Annotated in this window: 16 protein-coding genes; 14 read left to right on the forward strand and 2 right to left on the reverse strand. The window is 65.1% G+C overall.

The window, feature by feature from the left end; translation table 11 throughout:
- Window positions 1-87: 87 nt before the first annotated feature.
- From ACK28C_RS02565 to ACK28C_RS02575, 3 genes are all read left to right on the forward strand, one after another.
- A complete protein-coding gene (locus tag ACK28C_RS02565; protein WP_409152411.1) occupies window positions 88-1,773 on the forward strand; it encodes a bifunctional metallophosphatase/5'-nucleotidase in 1,686 nt (561 codons plus the stop codon).
- Between the two features lie 93 nt (window positions 1,774-1,866).
- Window positions 1,867-3,498: a bifunctional UDP-sugar hydrolase/5'-nucleotidase gene (locus ACK28C_RS02570; RefSeq protein ID WP_015556684.1), complete on the forward strand. Its 1,632-nt coding sequence runs from the start codon at window positions 1,867-1,869 to the stop codon at window positions 3,496-3,498.
- A gap of 529 nt (window positions 3,499-4,027) precedes the next feature.
- Window positions 4,028-4,219, forward strand: a complete 192-nt coding sequence (locus ACK28C_RS02575) for a hypothetical protein (protein ID WP_409152412.1) — start codon at window positions 4,028-4,030, stop codon at window positions 4,217-4,219.
- 287 nt (window positions 4,220-4,506) lie between these two features.
- Here the strand turns inward: ACK28C_RS02575 and ACK28C_RS02580 are convergent, their stop codons facing one another.
- Entirely contained in the window at window positions 4,507-5,067 is a 561-nt protein-coding gene (locus tag ACK28C_RS02580) for a class I SAM-dependent methyltransferase (RefSeq protein ID WP_409152413.1), read from the reverse strand.
- A gap of 183 nt (window positions 5,068-5,250) precedes the next feature.
- On the opposite strand from ACK28C_RS02580, the gene ACK28C_RS02585 reads away from it, so the two are divergent.
- The 5 genes from ACK28C_RS02585 (at window position 5,251) to ACK28C_RS02605 (ending at window position 9,088) form a co-directional block, all read left to right on the forward strand.
- On the forward strand, window positions 5,251-5,982 hold the full coding sequence (locus tag ACK28C_RS02585) for an SIR2 family NAD-dependent protein deacylase (protein WP_409152414.1): 732 nt from the start codon (window positions 5,251-5,253) through the stop codon (window positions 5,980-5,982).
- Window positions 5,983-6,020: 38 nt separating this feature from the next.
- A complete protein-coding gene (locus ACK28C_RS02590) occupies window positions 6,021-7,409 on the forward strand; it encodes a hypothetical protein (protein ID WP_409152415.1) in 1,389 nt (462 codons plus the stop codon).
- Window positions 7,410-7,535: 126 nt separating this feature from the next.
- Entirely contained in the window at window positions 7,536-7,667 is a 132-nt protein-coding gene (locus ACK28C_RS02595; RefSeq protein ID WP_409152416.1) for a hypothetical protein, read from the forward strand.
- Between the two features lie 53 nt (window positions 7,668-7,720).
- Window positions 7,721-8,824 (forward strand): YedE family putative selenium transporter, encoded by a 1,104-nt coding sequence (yedE, locus tag ACK28C_RS02600; RefSeq protein WP_015556683.1) that lies wholly within the window; start codon window positions 7,721-7,723, stop codon window positions 8,822-8,824.
- Between the two features lie 45 nt (window positions 8,825-8,869).
- Entirely contained in the window at window positions 8,870-9,088 is a 219-nt protein-coding gene (locus tag ACK28C_RS02605) for a sulfurtransferase TusA family protein (protein ID WP_015556682.1), read from the forward strand.
- Window positions 9,089-9,226: 138 nt separating this feature from the next.
- Here ACK28C_RS02605 and ACK28C_RS02610 read toward each other — a convergent pair whose 3' ends face one another.
- Window positions 9,227-10,465 carry a hypothetical protein gene (locus ACK28C_RS02610; protein ID WP_409152417.1) on the reverse strand — a complete coding sequence of 413 codons (1,239 nt, stop codon included), beginning with the start codon at window positions 10,463-10,465 and terminating at the stop codon, window positions 9,227-9,229.
- Window positions 10,466-10,891: 426 nt separating this feature from the next.
- On the opposite strand from ACK28C_RS02610, the gene ACK28C_RS02615 reads away from it, so the two are divergent.
- The 6 genes from ACK28C_RS02615 to ACK28C_RS02640 all read left to right on the forward strand — a co-directional run bounded on the left by ACK28C_RS02615 (window position 10,892) and on the right by ACK28C_RS02640 (window position 17,041).
- A complete protein-coding gene (locus ACK28C_RS02615; protein WP_409152418.1) occupies window positions 10,892-12,544 on the forward strand; it encodes a hypothetical protein in 1,653 nt (550 codons plus the stop codon).
- Between the two features lie 70 nt (window positions 12,545-12,614).
- Window positions 12,615-13,784, forward strand: coding sequence for a hypothetical protein (locus ACK28C_RS02620; RefSeq protein WP_409152419.1), 1,170 nt, complete (start codon window positions 12,615-12,617; stop codon window positions 13,782-13,784).
- The gene (locus ACK28C_RS02625) at window positions 13,781-14,269 is read left to right on the forward strand and encodes a hypothetical protein (RefSeq protein ID WP_015556681.1); all 489 of its coding nucleotides are present in this window, start codon (window positions 13,781-13,783) and stop codon (window positions 14,267-14,269) included. The genes ACK28C_RS02620 and ACK28C_RS02625 overlap by 4 nt, the downstream gene beginning before the upstream one ends.
- 70 nt (window positions 14,270-14,339) lie before the next feature.
- Complete coding sequence (locus ACK28C_RS02630; RefSeq protein ID WP_409152420.1) at window positions 14,340-14,861, forward strand: hypothetical protein; 522 nt, start codon at window positions 14,340-14,342, stop codon at window positions 14,859-14,861.
- A gap of 31 nt (window positions 14,862-14,892) precedes the next feature.
- The gene (locus ACK28C_RS02635) at window positions 14,893-15,507 is read left to right on the forward strand and encodes a CsgG/HfaB family protein (protein WP_015556679.1); all 615 of its coding nucleotides are present in this window, start codon (window positions 14,893-14,895) and stop codon (window positions 15,505-15,507) included.
- 118 nt (window positions 15,508-15,625) lie between these two features.
- A complete protein-coding gene (locus ACK28C_RS02640) occupies window positions 15,626-17,041 on the forward strand; it encodes a CsgG/HfaB family protein (RefSeq protein WP_409152421.1) in 1,416 nt (471 codons plus the stop codon).
- The last annotated feature ends 72 nt before the right edge of the window (window positions 17,042-17,113 follow it).

Consider the following 17,113-nt stretch of genomic DNA (forward strand, 5'->3'; position numbering starts at 1 on the left):
GGCTGCCTTCTCGCCAACGTCCTCCTCTTCTTTAGCGCCTTTTGGACTACAGCGAATCGGAATCTTTTAAAGGGGCGGTGCTGCGTCATGAAACGCGTTCTGTGTTTGTGTCTGTGCCTGGCTGTCCTTTGCCCCGGCGTCTTCCCTGCGTCCCGAGCCTGCGCAAAGGACGGACGGGTGACGATCCTGACCATCAACCACCTGCTGGGTCAGCTCCTTCCCGTCGTGGAGAAGGTCAATCGGGACACCCTGTTCCGAGGCGGGCTGGCCAAGGCGGCCACCGTGATCCAGCAGATCCGAAAGAAGGACCCGAACGCGATCCTGGCCGTGACCGGTCAGTCCGTGTTCGGGCCGATCTGGCACTACTTCGGGGGACAGCCGGAGTTCACCTCCCTCAGCCTGCTCGGCGTGCAGGTGGGGATGATCAGCAAGCACGAGCTGGACTACGGCTGGAGCCACCTGGAGTCGGCCCTGCAGTATGTCACCTATCCCATGCTGCTCTCGAACGCCACCGTTCCGCAGAGCGTCGCCGACAAACTGCGGAAGACCATTATCGTGACCTACAAGAACTTGAACGTGGGCATCTTCGCCTTGATCTCCCCCACGCTCTTCGCCGCGACGACCCGCTGGGGCGCGAAGGACAGCGACGACGTGGAGTTCACGATCGTGCCGGACATCGTCGGCGCGGCCCGCGCGATGACGGAATCCCTGAAGGAACAGGGGGCGGACGTCGTCGTCATGTTCGGTGACCTTACCGAGGAGGAGAACGATGAGGTGGCGAGGGCCGTGTCGGGCATCCACCTCATCTTCGGGCGCGGCTCCAACGGAGATAGCCCCTCAAAGCCCGTCTTCGTCACCAACGAGGCGGGCTGGACCACCATGCTGGCCTGGGGAGGGGATCGGGGCCGGCTCATCGGAAAGGTCAATATCGAGCTCAAGGACGGCAGGGTCGCGGAGGCCGGCTCCACGTGGGAGGTCGTCCTCGTCACGCAGAAGACGCCGTTCGACCCCAACATCTACAACCTTGCCTCCGACTTCGAGGCGAAGCTCAACGCCCAGAGGGAGAAGGTCATCGGGTCCTTCGAGACGGAGGTCAACACCCAGAAACCCCTCGTCCGCAGCCGGGAGATGCCCATCGGAAACTTCCTGGCGGACGCCCTGCGCAACGTGTTCAAGACGGATGTGGGCCTCGTCAACGGCGGTTCCATCCGTGCGGACAAGACGTTTTCGATGGGTAACTTCTCGGAGAGAACGTTCCTCGATATCTTCCCCTACGGGAACGACGTCAGCCTCGTCACGGTTCCGGGCAGGGTCCTGCGCCAGGCGATGGAGTGTTCCGCCTCCGCCCTCATCGCAGGGCCGGGGGACGACTACGACACCTCCCGCCGCACCCCGACGGGCGGATTTCTTCAAGTTTCGGGCATTCGCGTCGTCTACGATTTGAAAAAACAGCCCATGACCTTCAACAAGGAGACCAACCAGGTCGACCGGCAGGGCGAGCGCCTCGTGACCCTCGCGATTCAGAGGGGGGACGGCCACTGGACCGAGGTGGACGACGACGCAAAGTACACCGTCGCCCTCAGTGCCTACCTGGCGAACGGCGGGGACCGCTACTTCATGTTCAAGGACGCGCCGAAAACCGACACCGACGCCAGCGACCTGGACACCACGCTCAAGTACATCCAGACCTTCTCCGAAGGCAAGCTGAACCTCACGAAGGACGGGCGCATCACGATCCTTACGCAGGAGGCGCCACAGCGCAAGAGCAACTGACGGGGTCCGGCACAGACGGGACGCCATCATCCACGCTGTCCAAGCACTAAAGAGAAAGCCGAACCCAACCTTTTGAACCATGGAGGAATCCAAATGAGGCAAAAGTTTTTTGCGGCGCTGTGTGCGCTGTGTGTCTGCCTGCTCTCCGGGACTCTGGCGCAGGCAAAGGACGGAACCATGACGCTCCTCACCCTCAACCGCCTGTCGGGGCAGCTCCTGCCCATCGTCACCAGGGTCAACAAGGGGACCGTCGCCATCGGCGGGCTGGCCCACGCGGCGGGCGTGGTGCAGAAAGTGCGGGAAACCGAGCCCAACGCGATCCTGGTCGTCAACGGAGGGTCCGTGTACGGTCCCATGTGGCGCTACTTTGGCGGCCTGCCGGAATTCACCTCCCTGAACCTCGCGGGCGTTCAGGTGGGCACCATCGGCATGCGCGAGCTGGACTTCGGCTGGGAGCACCTGAAGGGGGCCCTCCAGTACATCCGGTTCCCCCTGGTCCTCTCCAACGTGGACGTCCTCGACCCGGAGGCCGCCCCATTCTTCAAAAAGAACGTCATCGTCCAGGCGGGGGACCTGAAGGTGGGCTTCTTCTCGATGCTCTCCCCCCAAATCCTTACCGCCACGACCCAGAAGGTCGATGAGCTTCAGCTCTCCAAGGCGGGTCTCGTGGAGACGGCAAAGGCGATGGTGGCCGACCTGAGGGCACAGGAGGCGGACATCATCGTCATGCTCAGCAACCTGACGGACCTCGAGAACCAGCACACGTTGGAACAGGTCAGCGGCATCCACGCGGTGTACGGTCGCACGCTCGGCCTCACAGAGGACCCGCTGCCGGGTTTCGTGCGCGGCCCGGACGACTGGCTGACGACGATGCTCTGGAGCGGGACCGTGGCTCGATTCGTCGGCAGGCTGGACCTGACAACGAGGGACGGGCGGATCACCGAGGACAGCGTCAAATGGCAGCTCCTCAGCGTGACGCCAAAGGTGGAGCCCAACGCGGCCATCCTGAATCTGGCCACTCAGTACGAGGAGAAGCTGAACAAAAAACTGGAGACCATCATGGGGTCTTTCAACGTTCCAGTGGACGCCCGTAAGGAGGTCCTGCGCAGCGGAGAATCCCCTATCGGAAACTTCCTGGCGGATGCGATGAGAACCCGTTTCAGGACGGACGTCAGCCTCGCCAATGCGGGGAACATCCGGGGCAACAAGATCTTCCGTGAAGGGAAGTTCTCCGAGAAGACACTGCAGGAGCTCTTCCCCTACCAGAGCCGGGTTGACATCCTCACCGTCAGCGGCGACGTGCTGCGCAAGGCGATGGAGATATCGGCCTCCGCCCTTGCGGCTCACGGCGACGGCTACGACACGTCGTTCCGGACCCCTACGGGAGGCTTTCTCCAGGTGTCGGGCCTCAGGGTGGTCTACGACCTGAAAAACCCTCCAACGACCTTCAACGAGGACGGCCTCGTGGCCCAGTGGGGCAGCAGACTCGCAGACCTTCGGGTGGAGAAGGACGGCGCGTGGGAGCCCGTGGAGGACAGCGCGTACTACACCGTAGCGATCAGCTCATGGCTGTCGGAGGGTGGCGACCGCTACTACCTCTTCAAGGGCCTCCCCAGCCAGGATTCGGGCCTACTGGACTACGAGGTCCTGGTCGGCTACATCAAGACCTTCCCGGACGGGGCGCTGAAGCTGGCCCCGGACCAGCGCATCACGGTCCGGAAATAGCGCGATCGGGAAGACGAGGCGGGACTGCCCTGCGGCAGCCCCGTTTTTTATGGCATCGCGATCAAGTTTTGATTTTCCATCGTTAAAGGAAGCGTGCCGCTTCCGACGCGGATCATCAACTTGAAGGACAAGGCGCTTTGGGAGCGGTACAGAAAAGACGTCATACCAATTTGCGTCTAAAGGGAAAGAAAGGCCCCCCTGCAAGGGGGGCTGCCCCGAAGGGGCTGGGACTGACGGCCCGTGAGCGGTAGCGAACGGCAGCCGGAAGGCTCCCCGAAGGGGAGGGGTGTTTTTCATAAGGCGGGCCTGTCTGACATTCCCCGCCAACGCCTCCACAAGGCAATCAATTGCCTTGCTTCGGCACAGCCGACCGACCGACCGCCGCAATCCTCCCGAAAGATCGGCTTGCGTGAGGCCGGTCGTCTGGCCGAACCCCTCCGGTTCGCTGACGCGAACCACCTCCCCTTTCAGGGGAGGCAATCCGTATTAAACGCGAATTGGTATCAAGAGGATAAAGGGGGAGAGCGAGATGATGTCCTTTTGGGATGAGGAAATGGAGCAAAGTCGTGCAAAAGGCCGCGCCGAGGGCCGTGCCGAAGTGGTGCATCGGATGCTCGCCGTACCGCTTCCCGTGAATCAGATCTCAGAGCTCACGGGGTTGACCTTCTCCGAGATCGATGCTCTGAGAAAGAACGAGTTGGTTCATTTGGCTAAACCTTGAGGCCATCGGTTTATTGAACATGGGGTACAAGGCGGCTCAATCCAACCGTTGGACGTGTGGTGGTGTACGCCTTCTCCAACGAAGGGCATCTCTCAGTGCCACAATTTTAACACAGGGCTCAGTCCTTCTTCGGGGAGCCTTCCGCCTTGCGTAAGCTGACCTCTGCCACGCCTGTGCGGAGGGAACTTCAAGCGGCCCCGACCGTCGTTCAAGGCGTGTCGGGGCCATGGGCAAGGCGCGTTCTACAAACTCGGATTCACGACCCACGCGCAGCCCTTGAGGGCGGGCTACGCCGTCTGCGCCGCGCGGCGGTCGCCGCTGCAGTCGAACACGAAGGCCGGGGGGACGTTGAGAGGCACGAACTTGCGGCGGACCTGCGAGAAGCGCGCGTTCAGCATCGGGCGCATGATGTTGGAGTACTGATAGGCCACGAAGCGCCCCTCCGGGCGCAGCGCATCCTGCACGGCGTTCAGGATGTTCGTCCCCACCTCCCGTGGAAGGACGGTGAAGGGCAGGCTTGAGATGACGAAGTCCAGCTTCTCGATGCCCTCGTCCTTCATGATGGAGAGCAGGGCCTGCGCGTCGCCGTACAGCCTCAGGCCGGGGTACTCGCGGCGGATCATCGCCTGAAGCGCCGGGTCCACCTCGAACACCAGCACCCTGGCGTCGGGCCTGGCACGCTTCACCACCTCCCGCGTGAACACACCCGTCCCGGCCCCCAGCTCCGCGACACTCAGGGCGTTCTCCCAATCCACGCAATCCAGCATCGCGCGGGTCAGAAAGCGCGAGCTTGGGGCGACGCTCCCCACCTGGCGCGGCGCGCGGAAAAAACGCTTCAAGAAGACCATGCCCTCCCCAAGGCGGGAACGGGGCCTTCGCCGCGAATCCGACCTTTCATCCTTTTTTTCTTTCTTCGACACGATACCACCTCCGGAACAGCGCCGTCGTGCGGCGCGCTAACGCTGTTATTTTACTCAAAGTGTGCGATAATAAACCTGTTTTCATTGTAAATCGCGAGGAGGGATTTGTCCATGAGCGAAAAGACCGCCGGGAGTGGGGCGAAGAAGCGCCTGGTTGCCCTGACCGGTGCCGGCATGAGCGCGGAGAGCGGCTTCAAGACCTTTCGCGACGAGGGCGGGCTCTGGGAGAACTACGGGGTTGAGGACGTGGCCAGCACCGAGGGGTGGCGCCGCAATCCCAACCTGATGGTGGACTTCTACAACAACCTGCGCACCCAGCTGGAGCATGCGGAGCCCAACGAGGGGCACCGAATCCTTGCCGGCCTCGAGGAACACTTCGACGTGGGGGTCATCACGCAGAACGTGGACAATCTGCACGAGCGGGCGGGCAGCACCCATGTGCTGCACCTTCACGGGGAGCTGACGAAAGCCCGGAGCGTGGACGACGACTCCCACCCCATCGACATCGGCTACCGCAGGATGGAGTACGGCGAACGGGGCCCCGATGGCGCCCTGCTGCGGCCCTTCGTCGTGTGGTTCGGCGAGGCCGTCCCCATGATCCCGGAGGCTGCCCGCTGGGTCCGGGAGGCGGATATCTTCGTCGTCATCGGTTCGTCCCTCGTCGTCTACCCCGCGGCAGGCCTGGTTCACGACCTGCGGGGCAGCACCCTGGCCTACCTCATCGACCCCAAGGAGGTCAGCACCCCCTCGAGCCACCCCTTCACCGTCATCCGCGAGGGCGCGTCGCGCGGCATGGCCATCCTGCGGGACGAGCTCCTGGCCACCCTTCCGAGGCTGTCATGAGTGCCCCCCTTTTCCCGCGCTGGAAGGATGTGCCCGAGGTGGCGTCGACGTCGTCTACGTTGACGGACCTCAGCCAAAAGTACACGACGCTTGCGAACTCCGGAAAGTCGGAGAACCGCAGCGAGGCGCTGAAGCTCTGGACGAAGGCCGCTGGCGCCTGGTGGGACGCGCTGTTCGCCCTCCTCCGCGCCTGCACCGAGGACATGCCGGAACAGCTCTCCTTCGACGAGCCGGAGCGCCTGTTCATCGACTTCGGCTGTCCGGGCGCGCCGGGGTCGCTCCTGCCCGCCCACCAGGACTTCAAGGCGGACCGCGCCCTGAACGCGCACTGCGGCGCGGGCATCTTCCCAACCTTCGCCCTGTCGGACTACATCGCCTCCTGTTGGGCCATGATCACGGGCGCCGAGTGCCCGGCTCCCTCCATCGGCCTGCCGCCGGCGGACCGCGCGAAACGCCTCGAGGAGGAACTTCAAAAGCTCCAGGACAGGCGGGGCGCGGAGCTCTCCCGCATCGCCGCCGAGCACCGCGACGCAGCCGCCGAAGCCGACAGGCTGATCCAGGACCTGAACGCTTTCGAGCTGACGGCGACGAAGGTGGAGATGCGCGTTCCGGAGTACCGCGAGGCGAAGGAGGACCTGCGGGCCTCCCTCTCGCAGGATCGCTTTCGCTACGCGGAGGCGGAAAGCGCCATGCGCCTCATGATCTCGAGCGCGCAGAAGGACGCCGAAAAACCCCTTCCCCTGCCGGACATGGAGGCGTTTCTGGCGCTGCACGAGGAGACGCGCACCACGGCGCGAAAGATCCTCTACTGCCAGATGGACGTGCGGAAGGTCGAGCGCCGTTTCAAAAAGGTCACGGACGCCTGCTCCCAGTTCTCCGACGCCATGAAACGCAGCGAGCTCAAGGAGATGGTCCAGCGCAAGAGGGAGTACATGGCCGTCCCCGGCAAGATCGCGCGCTGCGACACGACGCCGCTCTGCCCCTCGGACGCGGCCCCCATCGACCGCGCGGCCAACCTCGCCCGGCTCGAGGCGATGTGCAGCATGGACATGGACATGTTCGCCGTGCCGCGCATCCGCATGTACGGCATCCCCAGCGTCATCTTCATCCCCGGCCAGGGGCTTGGCGCCTACGACTGGCAGGACCACGCGCTGCTCCTTCCGGTCTTTCCCAACGGCGGCGAGGACAAGTCCCTCAGCTACGCCCTCGGCGCCTTCCGCTGGGACAGCGACGAGGAACGCCGGCTGAAGAACCCCTACGAGCACCTGAAGGACAACCGCAACAAGTCCATCCTCGCCATGGCGGCCTCCTTCTACAAGGACTACTTCCTCTGGATGACCAAGGAGAAGAAGGGCTACCGCATCCTGCCGCGGGAGACGCACAAGGCTTTCGAGCTGATGTTCGCTCCCCGCAAGGAAGAGCTCTAGAGCCCTGTAGTTTCCGGACGTCCACTCGATACGAAAGACAAAGGCCCGAAGCCCGTTCCCGCTTCGGGCCCGACCATGAGGTTTTCCCCGCAAACTTCCTTGGAAAAGGAGGCGTTCTGCCATGACATGATGCGCAAGGTGAAACCGCTCACGGCGGGAAGCGTGCTTCCCGTTCGCGTCCTCTGCGTCCTCATGTTGCGGGGGAACGTCCCCGGCCTCATCGCGCTCCATGGGCCCCCCCGCAGGCGTCCGCTCTGACCGACACTCAGGCGGACCTGTCCCTGTGCCCCAGACTATGGAGGTCTTGTATCATGGATAAGTTATTGACGTCCCGCAACGGTCCCTGGATCGCGGGCGGGATCATCGGGCTCATCGCCGTGCTGCTCGTCAAGTTCGGCAACCCCGGCAACATGGGCTTCTGCGTGGCCTGCTTCACGCGGGACATCGCGGGAGCGCTGGGCCTGCACCGCGCGGCGGTGGTGCAGTACATCCGGCCGGAGATTCCGGGCTTCATCCTGGGCGCCTTCCTGTCGTCGCTCCTGTTCCGCGAGTACGCGCCCCGCGGAGGCTCCTCCCCCGCCGTGCGATTCGTCCTCGGCATCTGCGCCATGTTCGGCGCGCTGGTGTTTCTGGGCTGCCCCTGGAGGGCGTACCTCCGCCTGGCGGGCGGTGACTGGAGCGCGGTCTATGGGATCGGCGGCCTGATCGTCGGCGTGCTGATCGGCATCGGGTTCCTGTGGAACGGCTTCAGCCTCGGCGCCGCCGAGCGCACCCCAAAGGGCGCGGGCCTCGCGATGCCCGTCCTGGCTCTCGGTATCCTGGCGCTTCTGTTCCTGAAGCCGACCATCGAATCCGTCGGGGCCGACGGCGCGAAGGCCGTGACGTCCCTCATCTTCTTCTCCGAGAAGGGACCGGGGGCCACGCACGCAGCGCCCCTGATCTCCCTGGCCGCCGGCCTCATCGTTGGATGGCTGGCCCAGCGCAGCCGGTTCTGCACGGTGGGAGCCCTGCGCGACCTCTTCATGATGGGCGACGCCCACCTCTTCAAGGGCATCGTGGCCTTCACCGTCGTGGCCTTCGCCGCGAACTACGGCTTCGGCTTCTTCAAGCCGGGCTTCGGCAACCAGCCCATCGCCCACACCAACGAGACCTGGAACTTCCTGGGCATGGTGCTCTCCGGCCTGGCCTTCACCCTCGCGGGCGGGTGCCCCGGACGCCAGCTCATCATGACGGGGGAGGGCGACAACGACGCCGCCGTCTTCGTCCTGGGCATGCTGGTGGGCGCCGCGATGGCGCACAACTTCTCCGCAGCCTCCAGCGGCGCAGGCCTTGGCCCCATGGGCATCCCCGTGACGATCGCCGGCCTCGTCTTCTGCCTGGCCGTCGGCGTCCTGTTCCGTCCGGCGCGGGCCTGACGCGGTCAGGCTCCGCAGCCTACCCAATTCAAGGAGGTCTTGGTCATGAGCGAAACGATCACGGTGGATGCGAGGGGGCTCTCCTGTCCTCAGCCCGTCATGGCGGCGAAGAAGGCCCTCTCCGGCCTGATGTCCGGTCGGGTCGAGGTGCTCGTCGATACGGGCACCTCGCGGGACAACGTCGCGCGCTTCGGCGAGAACAAGGGCTGGCGCGCCGCGAAGGAAGAACGCGAGGGCGGCTGGAAGGTCGTCCTGGAAAAGTAAGCGCAGCGCGGCCTCCGCGGCCGACGTGCGTTTTGAGGCCGGTCGGTTTTCCCGACCGGCCTTTTTTGGAAGACGAGTGATGGCGGCCCCTTGGGGCCGCCATCATCTGCCATGTCCATCCTCAGGTCCGCAGGGCGACTACATACCCGCAGGCGGGACCAGGAGGCTCGAGTAGATCCCCGCCAGGATGACGGAGGTGATCGTCACGGTGATGAACCCGCCCGTCAGCATCCTGGGCAGCATGTGGCTCATCAGGAAGTTGTACGTGTCCTCGTCGCCGCCCGCCAGGGCCTTCGACGCCTCGTCCGTGAGGACGTAGTTCGGCGGGAAGCCGTAGAGGGCCGTCAGCGAGAGCGCCATGGACATGGGCAGGGTGTAGCCCAAAACCGCGCCCACGATGCAGGAGGCGACCAGAAGCCCGGCGACGCCCACCACCACCACCACCGCGATGGGGCGCACAAGCTGCGGCAGCATCTCGGGCGTTGCGCTGTTCAGCATCCCCATGATGAAGACCATCAGGATCGTGATGAGGTAGCCCATGGCGCCGGCCTTGTTCATGGGCCTGCGCTCCACGATGCCGAGCTCCGCGGCGATGGCGCCGAAGATGAGGCAGATCACCAGCGGGTGCAGCGCGTAGCGCACCCACTCCGGGTTGAGGTAGGCCAGAAAGGATTTCAACCCGATCGATGAAAGGTCGGCCAGGGAGGCCACCAGCGCGACGCAGGCGATGTGCGTGTAGGTGGTCTGGTACTTCAGGGGAACGAGGTGGAAGCCCGAACCCGTCGCCGCATCCACGTCGGACCGCGCGGCCTCGGCCCTGCCGTCGGCCCGGAGCTTCAGCAGGCGCTTGCCCTCGCTCTTCAGGCAGAGCGCCGTCAGCGGGTAGCCCACGAAACCCTGCACGATGTAGATGAGCATGGCCATCACGGCCATGTCCTTCATTCCCAGGTCACCTGCGGCCTTGCCCATGATGATGGCCGCCACGACGCCGCCCGAAAGCGGGGGCGTGCCCGTGACGATCGCGTTGCGGTCCGTGAACAGGGGGCCGACGTACCACAGGAGGAGGGCCATTCCCGCAAGCCCCGCCACGGCAATGACGACCGTCTTCCACTCCCGGCACAGCTCGCGGACGCTCATCATGGTGCCCATGTGGGTGATGAGCAGGTACATGGAGAGCGTAGCGATCGGCGCGCCCATCTGGGCCCGATCCACGACGTCCTTCGGCAGCCAGCCGCCCCAGTAGCCGGCCAGGAACAGGACCGCCGCGACGAACACGGACGGCACGAACGCCTTCGTCTTCATGGAGACGATGTCGCCAATCGACATGAACACCAGGACGACGAGGAGACACATGATCGGCGTCAATGTGACTTCCAACGAAAAGACCTCCCTGACACAAAAAATTTTCCCCCCGCTGCAAGGCGGCAGACGGAATTCAAAAAATTATAGCGCATTTTTCCCCTGGAGCTCTCATTCTGTCTTGAAAACAACGTATTCAAGAATCAGATAGTTGATTCAACGTCGTCAAAAAGGAGCGCAGCGGCGCCGCGCCGGGGAGCAAAACGCCCCGATGGGAAATCCCACCCCCTTCGCCCGGCGCTGACGCGGAGCTCCCACGCCGGGCCGATTCGGACTGCCCGATCCTCGCCTCAGCGGACATCAAACGCATTTTACAAAGCACGCCCGGTCGTATAGAATGACAGCGTGGAGAAAGGGATTTCTTCGCCACTTCTCCGCAGCGCGTTTCTTCAGTCCACACGAACTTTTAGATTTTTATCATGATTCTGCTGGGAGGGATTGACGTTGTTTATGACGTCGCTGAAGGTGGTCATGGTTTCGCTGGCGTTTGCGGGCCTCGCCCCGAACGTCCCCGACGCGGGGGGGGAGGCAATATTCACGGAAGAGGGCACCCCGACAGTGGAGGCCACCGTCTCCGCCGAGGCCGAGGGCGATACGGAAGCCGAAAAGGTTGCGGAGGCCAAGGCGACCTTTGACGAGCAGGACCATGCCGTGCAGTCTCTGAAGCTCGCGGAGCGCGAGGCCGAGTTGGCGCGGCGCGAGGCGGAACTGAGCAGGCGGGAGGCCGATCTGGTGAAACAGGACGAGGCCTCTTCCGCGTCGTCCATCGAGCTTGCGGAGCGGGAGGCGGAGCTGTCCAGACGGGAGGCCGACCTGGCGGGGCGTGAGGCCGAGTTGGCGAGTCAGGGCAAGGCGTCTTCCGAGTCGTCCGCGGAGCTTGCGGCGCGCGAGGCAGCGCTGGCCGAGCGGGAGACCGACCTGGCGAAGCGCGAGGACGCGCTGGCCAATCAGGACAAGGTCGTCGTCGCGTCGTCCGCGGAGCTTATGGCCCGCGAGACGGCGCTGAGGGAGAAGGAAGTGGCCCTCGCCGCGCGGGAGGCCGACCTGCAGAAGAAGGATCAGGCCTCATCCGAGTCGTCCGCGGAGCTGGCGGCACGCGAAGCGGAGCTGAAGCGGAAGGAAGCGGCCATGGCGGACAAGCGCGAGGCGGAGCTTGCGGCCCGCGAAGCCGAGCTTCAGAAGAAGGAGGCCCTGCTGGCGGAAAAGCATCAGGCGGACCTCGAGGCACGGGAGGCGGAGCTGAAGAAGAAGGAAGCCGCTCTGACCGAAAAGGAGTCGGCCCTTCAGACCAAGGAGATCGCCCTGATGGACAAGTCCCCCGTCGTCGCGCAGGCGGAGGTCGCCGTGCCCGACGTCAACGGGCCTGGGGCGGTCGTCGTCAAGACGGAAAACGGCCTGATGAACTGGACGGAGAACTACATCGAGGCCACGGGCATGGCGGTGGCGCCCACGGGAAAGAAGGGCGGCCAGGGCAAGGCGCTGGCGCGCAGGGGCGCGACCCTGGACCTTCAGCGCAACCTGCTGGAGTTCATGAAGGGCGTCCGGATCGACGGACAGACCACGATGAACGACTTCATGGCGGAGGACCGCGTGCGCTCCGAGATCTCCGGCATCATCAAGAACGTGGAGGTCATGCGCGGCGAGTGGGACGGCGAGACCTACACGGTCACCGGCCGGATCAAGCTGCCCCCGGTCCGGGCCGTCGTCGCACCGAAGATCCCGGTGGACAAGTCCCATAAGGAGGCCAAGCCCAAGAAGTCCGCGGGGCGCTACACGGGCCTCATCATCGACGCCCGCCACCTTCCGCTGGTCCCCTCGATGAGCTTCCGCGTCCTGGACGAGTCGGGCAAGCCGGTGTACGGCATGGAGTTCGTGGATCAGGACCGCTTCCTCCAGTCGGGGCTCTGCGCCTACTACAACAACATCAACTACGCGAAGGGCGAGGTTCACGTCGCCAGCAACCCGATCGTCACCAAGGCGGTCAAGCTGAAGAACGGAAACGTGGACATCGTCATCCCCAACTCGGCTGCGGCCAAGGTCCGCGGCAGCTCCTACGACTTCCGCAAGGACTGCAAAGTGATCGTGGTCTCCAAGTAGGCGGCACCCCATGCGAGAGCGATCGGCACGAAATGCGTTTCAGCCCCTCCCCTTCGGAGGGGCTTTCAGGATGGCGGCGCTCGTGGCGCTGTGCCTCGCCCTGATGCTGGGCGCGGCCATGGACGCCTGGGCCGCGAAGAAGACAGCTCCCAAACCTCCGATCGGAAAGCTCATCACGGTGGAGGCGGAGGGGTACGCCCCCATCGTCGATGGGGCGAAGAATAAGGCCCGCGAGGAGGCCAGGCGCTCCCTCATGCGCGACGCGCTGGAGAAGGCCCTAGGCGCCTACGTCACTGGCATCACGGAGATGAAGGACTTCGAGGTGGTGAAGGACAAGGTCTTCTCCCAGTCCCAGGGCCTCGTCAAGCGGATGGATATCTTGAAGGAGTGGGAGGACGCCGACGGCCTGCTCCACCTGTCCGCCTCCTGCGACGTAGCGGAGGCCGCGCTGGACGGGGTGCTGGGCCCGGTGGTCATCGACGCGCTGGGGAACCCCCGGATCATGGTCCTGCTGGACGAGCGGATCGGCGACAAGCCCTCCTTCCTCTCCACCGCGGAGGGCGAGGTGCTGCGGGTCTTCGAGAAGGCGGGGTACCTGCTGGTCGATCCGACCCAGGCCGGGGCGCTGAAGGAGATCGACCTGGCCGCGGCGCGGAGCGCGGGGGACCCGGAAAAGCTGCGGGACATCGCCCGCAACTTCCAGGCGGACGTCCTGATCTACGGCAAGGCCTACGCCAGCGCCTACGCGAACCAACAGGTGAGCGGCGTCCGCATCTATGGGGTTCGCAGCACGGTGCAGCTCAAGGCGGTGCTGTCCGCTTCGGCCTATCAGCTGGGCTCCGACACCTACGAGGAAAAGCAGAAGGGCACCTCCGTCGAGGACGGCGCGATCAGGGGCCTGAAGCCGACGGCGAGCCGCGCGGGCAAGAGCCTGGTGAACAAGATCGCCTACGCGCTGATCTCCGGCTCCGCGGGAGGCATCCCCGGGCGGACGGTCAAGCTCAAGCTGACCGACGTCGCCTTCAAGGAGGCGAAGGCCCTCAAGGAGGAGCTGTCCGGGCTCGAGGGCGTGACGGGGGTCTACCAGCGGCAGTTCCGCAAGGGCGAGTTGGAGCTGGACGTCGTCTCGGACAAGACGGCGGAGGACCTGGCCTCGATCCTCTCGGACCGGGGCTGCGAGATCGAGGGCGTCTCGGAGGCCCTCGTCGAGGGCCGCGGGATGGAGGCCACCGCGCCATGAAGGGCCTGAAGCGCCGGGTTGAACGAGGGGCCCTCGCGGCCGTCCTGGCCCTTTGCCTCGCGGGGAGGGCGGCGGCCCAGCTTGCCGAGCCCGTCCAGGCCTCGACGGAGGACCTGCTGCAGATGACGGAGGAGAGCCTCTACGCCGACTGGGAGGAGAACCGCGCGTTCGTTCGCGGCGTGGGGCGCGTGGTCCAGAACACGGCCCAGGGCAGGCTTCTGGCCCGTCGGGCGGCCCTGACGGACGCACGCCGGGGGCTTTTGCTGCTGCGCGGGCACATCCTCGAGGACCCCGCCCTGAGGGAGCGGACGCTGTGGCTCTCCGGCCCCGTTCCCCCGGTGCGCATCCTCTCCGAGAGGATCGAGGGCGGGCTTTATTTCATCGAGGTGGAGACGGCGCTCTCCCGCCTGCTGAACAAGAACGGCGGCATCTACGTGGCGGGCGAGATGCAGCGGCTGAAGCGCAACAACGCCCCTGCGCGCTAAAGCCCAATAAGCCCGTCAAGCGCGATTTTGTAACCAAACACTCTTACACTCTTTCAAGGAGGAGAGGTCAATGGCATTGAAACATTGGAGGAGCGCGCTCGCCCTCGTCCTGGGGTTGGTTTTCTGTCTGACGGCGGGGACCGCCCACGCGGTTCTGCCCAAGGGCTCGATCGCGGTGCTCTCCAAGAGCGCCTCCGCCCAGGAGGCGGCGCAGGTGGCTTCGGTCTTCACGCGCCAGCTGCTGGCCAAGGGCTACAAGGTGGTGGACCCCAAGAAGCTGGACGCCATACGGCGCAGCAAGGCCGCAGCTCTGGCCCTGGACGGCAACGTGGACGCGATCATGAAGCTGAGCAGACAGTACGGGTTCAGCACCCTGATCACGGCCCAGTCGGAGGCCGGACGCCCCGTTCTAAACGAGTTCCAGCTCTACACGGGCACATCCTCCATCGCCGTCATGGTCACGGCCTCCAACGGAAGCCAGATCTACGCCGATACCGTGGCGGGGAAGCAGGTGGGCTACACCCCGTCGGAGGCCCAGCAGAAGTCGCTTGAGGCCGCTGCAGCCCTGGCCGTCAAACGCATGACGGAATAGCTCCGGCTCGAAGGGAAGGGAGAGGTTGACCATGAGACGAAATCGGAACCTGCGCCCGCTCATCCTGACGGGGCTCCTCGTCGGAGCGCTGGCCGCCGGGGCGGAGGCCAGGCCGACCCTGGCGGTCCGGGAGTTCACGAACAAGGCGGGGGGCAGCGTCCCCGCCTCCGCCATCACCGAGATGATGACCACCGAGCTCTTCGAGGCGGGCCTCTTCACCCTGGTGGAGCGAGAAAAGCTAAACTACGTCGGGGAGGAAATCCGGCTGGGACAGTCGGGCCTGATGGACGAATCCACCGCCCCGGAGCTGGGGAAGATCAAGGGGGCCCGCTACTCCATGACGGGGGCCGTCACGGAGTACCACTACAAGGCCGCGGGCGGGGCCGTCCCCATCCCCGGCGTCGGCGGGGTCGGGGGCGCCTCCAACACGGCCTACGTGACGCTCGACATCCGCCTCATCGACAACCAGACGAGCGAGGTGGTCTACGCCGCCGCGGAGCGCGGGGCCTCCAACCAGACGCTGGGGGGGCTCGTCACGAAATACGGCGGGTTCGGAGCGGGGAAGATCAACGGCATCCTGGCCGCGGCCACGCGCAAGGCCGTGGTGAAGCACGTGGAGGCCATGAGGAGCCTGAAGCTCGACTGAACGGCGACCGGGGACGATAGACAGACTTTGAGCCCGCGTTCCGGCGGAGTTTTCGCGCGGGCGCGGGTTTGGGGATGGAGCGTCTGGACGAAAAGCGGAGGTGCTTTAAATCATGAGAATGCGTAAGAGCGTTGTGACGGCGTTGTTTGCCCTGGCCCTGTTTGCCGTTCCCTGCCGGGCGCAGGAGGAGAAGGTGCGAATCGGCGTCCTCCAGTTCGAGAGCAAGACGTCGGGCGTGACGCAGCAGCAGGCCAACGCCGTGATGGACCTGATGACCCGCGCCCTGGCCAGTTCCAGGTCGATCTCGGTGATCGAGAGGGATCAGCTGGACAAGGTGGGCAAGGAGATCCGGCTGGGGCAGTCGGGGCTGGTGGACGCCAGCACGGCGGCCGAGTTGGGCCGCGTCGCCGGCGTGCAGTACATCCTCCTGGGTGCGGTGACGGAGCTGAACAAGAAGGCGTCGGGAGGGGCGATCCCGCTCTTCGGCAGCATCGGCATCGCGACCGGCTCGGAGGAGGCGCAGGCCACCATCGACGTCCGCATCGTGGACACCTCGACGGCCGAGGTCAGGCTGGCGCTCTCCGAGACGGGCTACTCGTCCAACGAGACCTCCGGCCTGTACGTGGGCGGCGCGGTCCTGGCGGAGGGCACCTTCGACGGGCTGGAGAGCCGCGCCATCTCGGACTCGGTGACGCGCCTGGCAGCCCGGATCCGAGGGACGCTGGCTGGAGAGAGCTCGCATGTCCTTTCGGTGGCCGACAAGGAGGCCACGATCGACATCGGCTCCTCCATGGGCGCCAAGGAAGGGTCCCTGTACCTGGTCTATGCCGACGGCAAGGCGATCCTTGACATGAACGGCGAGACCATCGGCCAGGAGCGCCTGGCCCTCGCTGTGCTGAAGGTCCGGGAGGTCGCCCCCGCGTACAGCAATTGCACGTTCGTCAAGGGTGGCAAGGCAGCCTTGGTCCGCCGCGGGGACAAGGTCGAGCCGATCAGCAACCGGATGATCAAATCCCTCAAGTACGCCAGCTCCCGCCCCTCCGCCTCCAGCGGGACCTTCGACCAGATCTTTGGGAACGCCCCCCAGGACGGCGCGGTCCCCGCGGACGAACCGGCGCCGACCGGGGAGGGGAAGACGCCGGCCCCGACCGCTCCGGAACAGCCCAAGCCGGCCGACGAGCCGGCGAAGGGAGAGCCCAGGGCGATCCCCGGCTTCGACCCCAACCAGTCCACGGACTCCAAGGTCATCGAAACCTACGCCCTTTCGGGCGGAGACAAGAACCTCCTGGGGATCATGCAGCGCAACGCCTACAACAAGTTCAAGAACGGCAAATACAAGGACGCCTATGCGGAGTTCTGTCGGGCGGCGGACGCTCACCCCACCGTCAACTACCTCTCGGCCTACTGGGCGGGGGTGTCCGCCCACAAGCTGAAGAAGGCGGACGAGGCCCTCGAGTGGATCGACAAGGCCCTCGCGATCAACCCGGACTACACGCCGGCCCAGGACTTCAAGGCGAAGACGCTGAAAAAATGAGCCCCCCCGTTTCCGCCCCTGCCGGACCCCGAAGGGCAGGGGCGGAAACGGGGACGCACCACGGCGTCGCAG

Origin of the sequence: Fretibacterium fastidiosum (assembly GCF_964642095.1) — a bacterium.
Classification (GTDB): Bacteria; Synergistota; Synergistia; order Synergistales; family Aminobacteriaceae; genus Fretibacterium; species Fretibacterium fastidiosum.

What these genes read in the sequence shown, in the direction of transcription:
- ACK28C_RS02620 (WP_409152419.1), top strand. Translation starts at nt 12,615, where the DNA reads ATGGCGGCGCTCGTGGCGCTGTGCCTCGCCCTGATGCTGGGCGCGGCC.
- ACK28C_RS02640 (WP_409152421.1), top strand. Translation starts at nt 15,626, where the DNA reads ATGCGTAAGAGCGTTGTGACGGCGTTGTTTGCCCTGGCCCTGTTTGCC.
- ACK28C_RS02630 (WP_409152420.1), top strand. Translation starts at nt 14,340, where the DNA reads ATGGCATTGAAACATTGGAGGAGCGCGCTCGCCCTCGTCCTGGGGTTG.
- ACK28C_RS02580 (WP_409152413.1), bottom strand. Translation starts at nt 5,067, where the DNA reads ATGGTCTTCTTGAAGCGTTTTTTCCGCGCGCCGCGCCAGGTGGGGAGC.
- ACK28C_RS02635 (WP_015556679.1), top strand. Translation starts at nt 14,893, where the DNA reads ATGAGACGAAATCGGAACCTGCGCCCGCTCATCCTGACGGGGCTCCTC.
- ACK28C_RS02605 (WP_015556682.1), top strand. Translation starts at nt 8,870, where the DNA reads ATGAGCGAAACGATCACGGTGGATGCGAGGGGGCTCTCCTGTCCTCAG.
- ACK28C_RS02575 (WP_409152412.1), top strand. Translation starts at nt 4,028, where the DNA reads ATGATGTCCTTTTGGGATGAGGAAATGGAGCAAAGTCGTGCAAAAGGC.
- ACK28C_RS02565 (WP_409152411.1), top strand. Translation starts at nt 88, where the DNA reads ATGAAACGCGTTCTGTGTTTGTGTCTGTGCCTGGCTGTCCTTTGCCCC.
- ACK28C_RS02570 (WP_015556684.1), top strand. Translation starts at nt 1,867, where the DNA reads ATGAGGCAAAAGTTTTTTGCGGCGCTGTGTGCGCTGTGTGTCTGCCTG.
- ACK28C_RS02595 (WP_409152416.1), top strand. Translation starts at nt 7,536, where the DNA reads ATGATGCGCAAGGTGAAACCGCTCACGGCGGGAAGCGTGCTTCCCGTT.
- ACK28C_RS02625 (WP_015556681.1), top strand. Translation starts at nt 13,781, where the DNA reads ATGAAGGGCCTGAAGCGCCGGGTTGAACGAGGGGCCCTCGCGGCCGTC.
- ACK28C_RS02585 (WP_409152414.1), top strand. Translation starts at nt 5,251, where the DNA reads ATGAGCGAAAAGACCGCCGGGAGTGGGGCGAAGAAGCGCCTGGTTGCC.
- yedE (WP_015556683.1), top strand. Translation starts at nt 7,721, where the DNA reads ATGGATAAGTTATTGACGTCCCGCAACGGTCCCTGGATCGCGGGCGGG.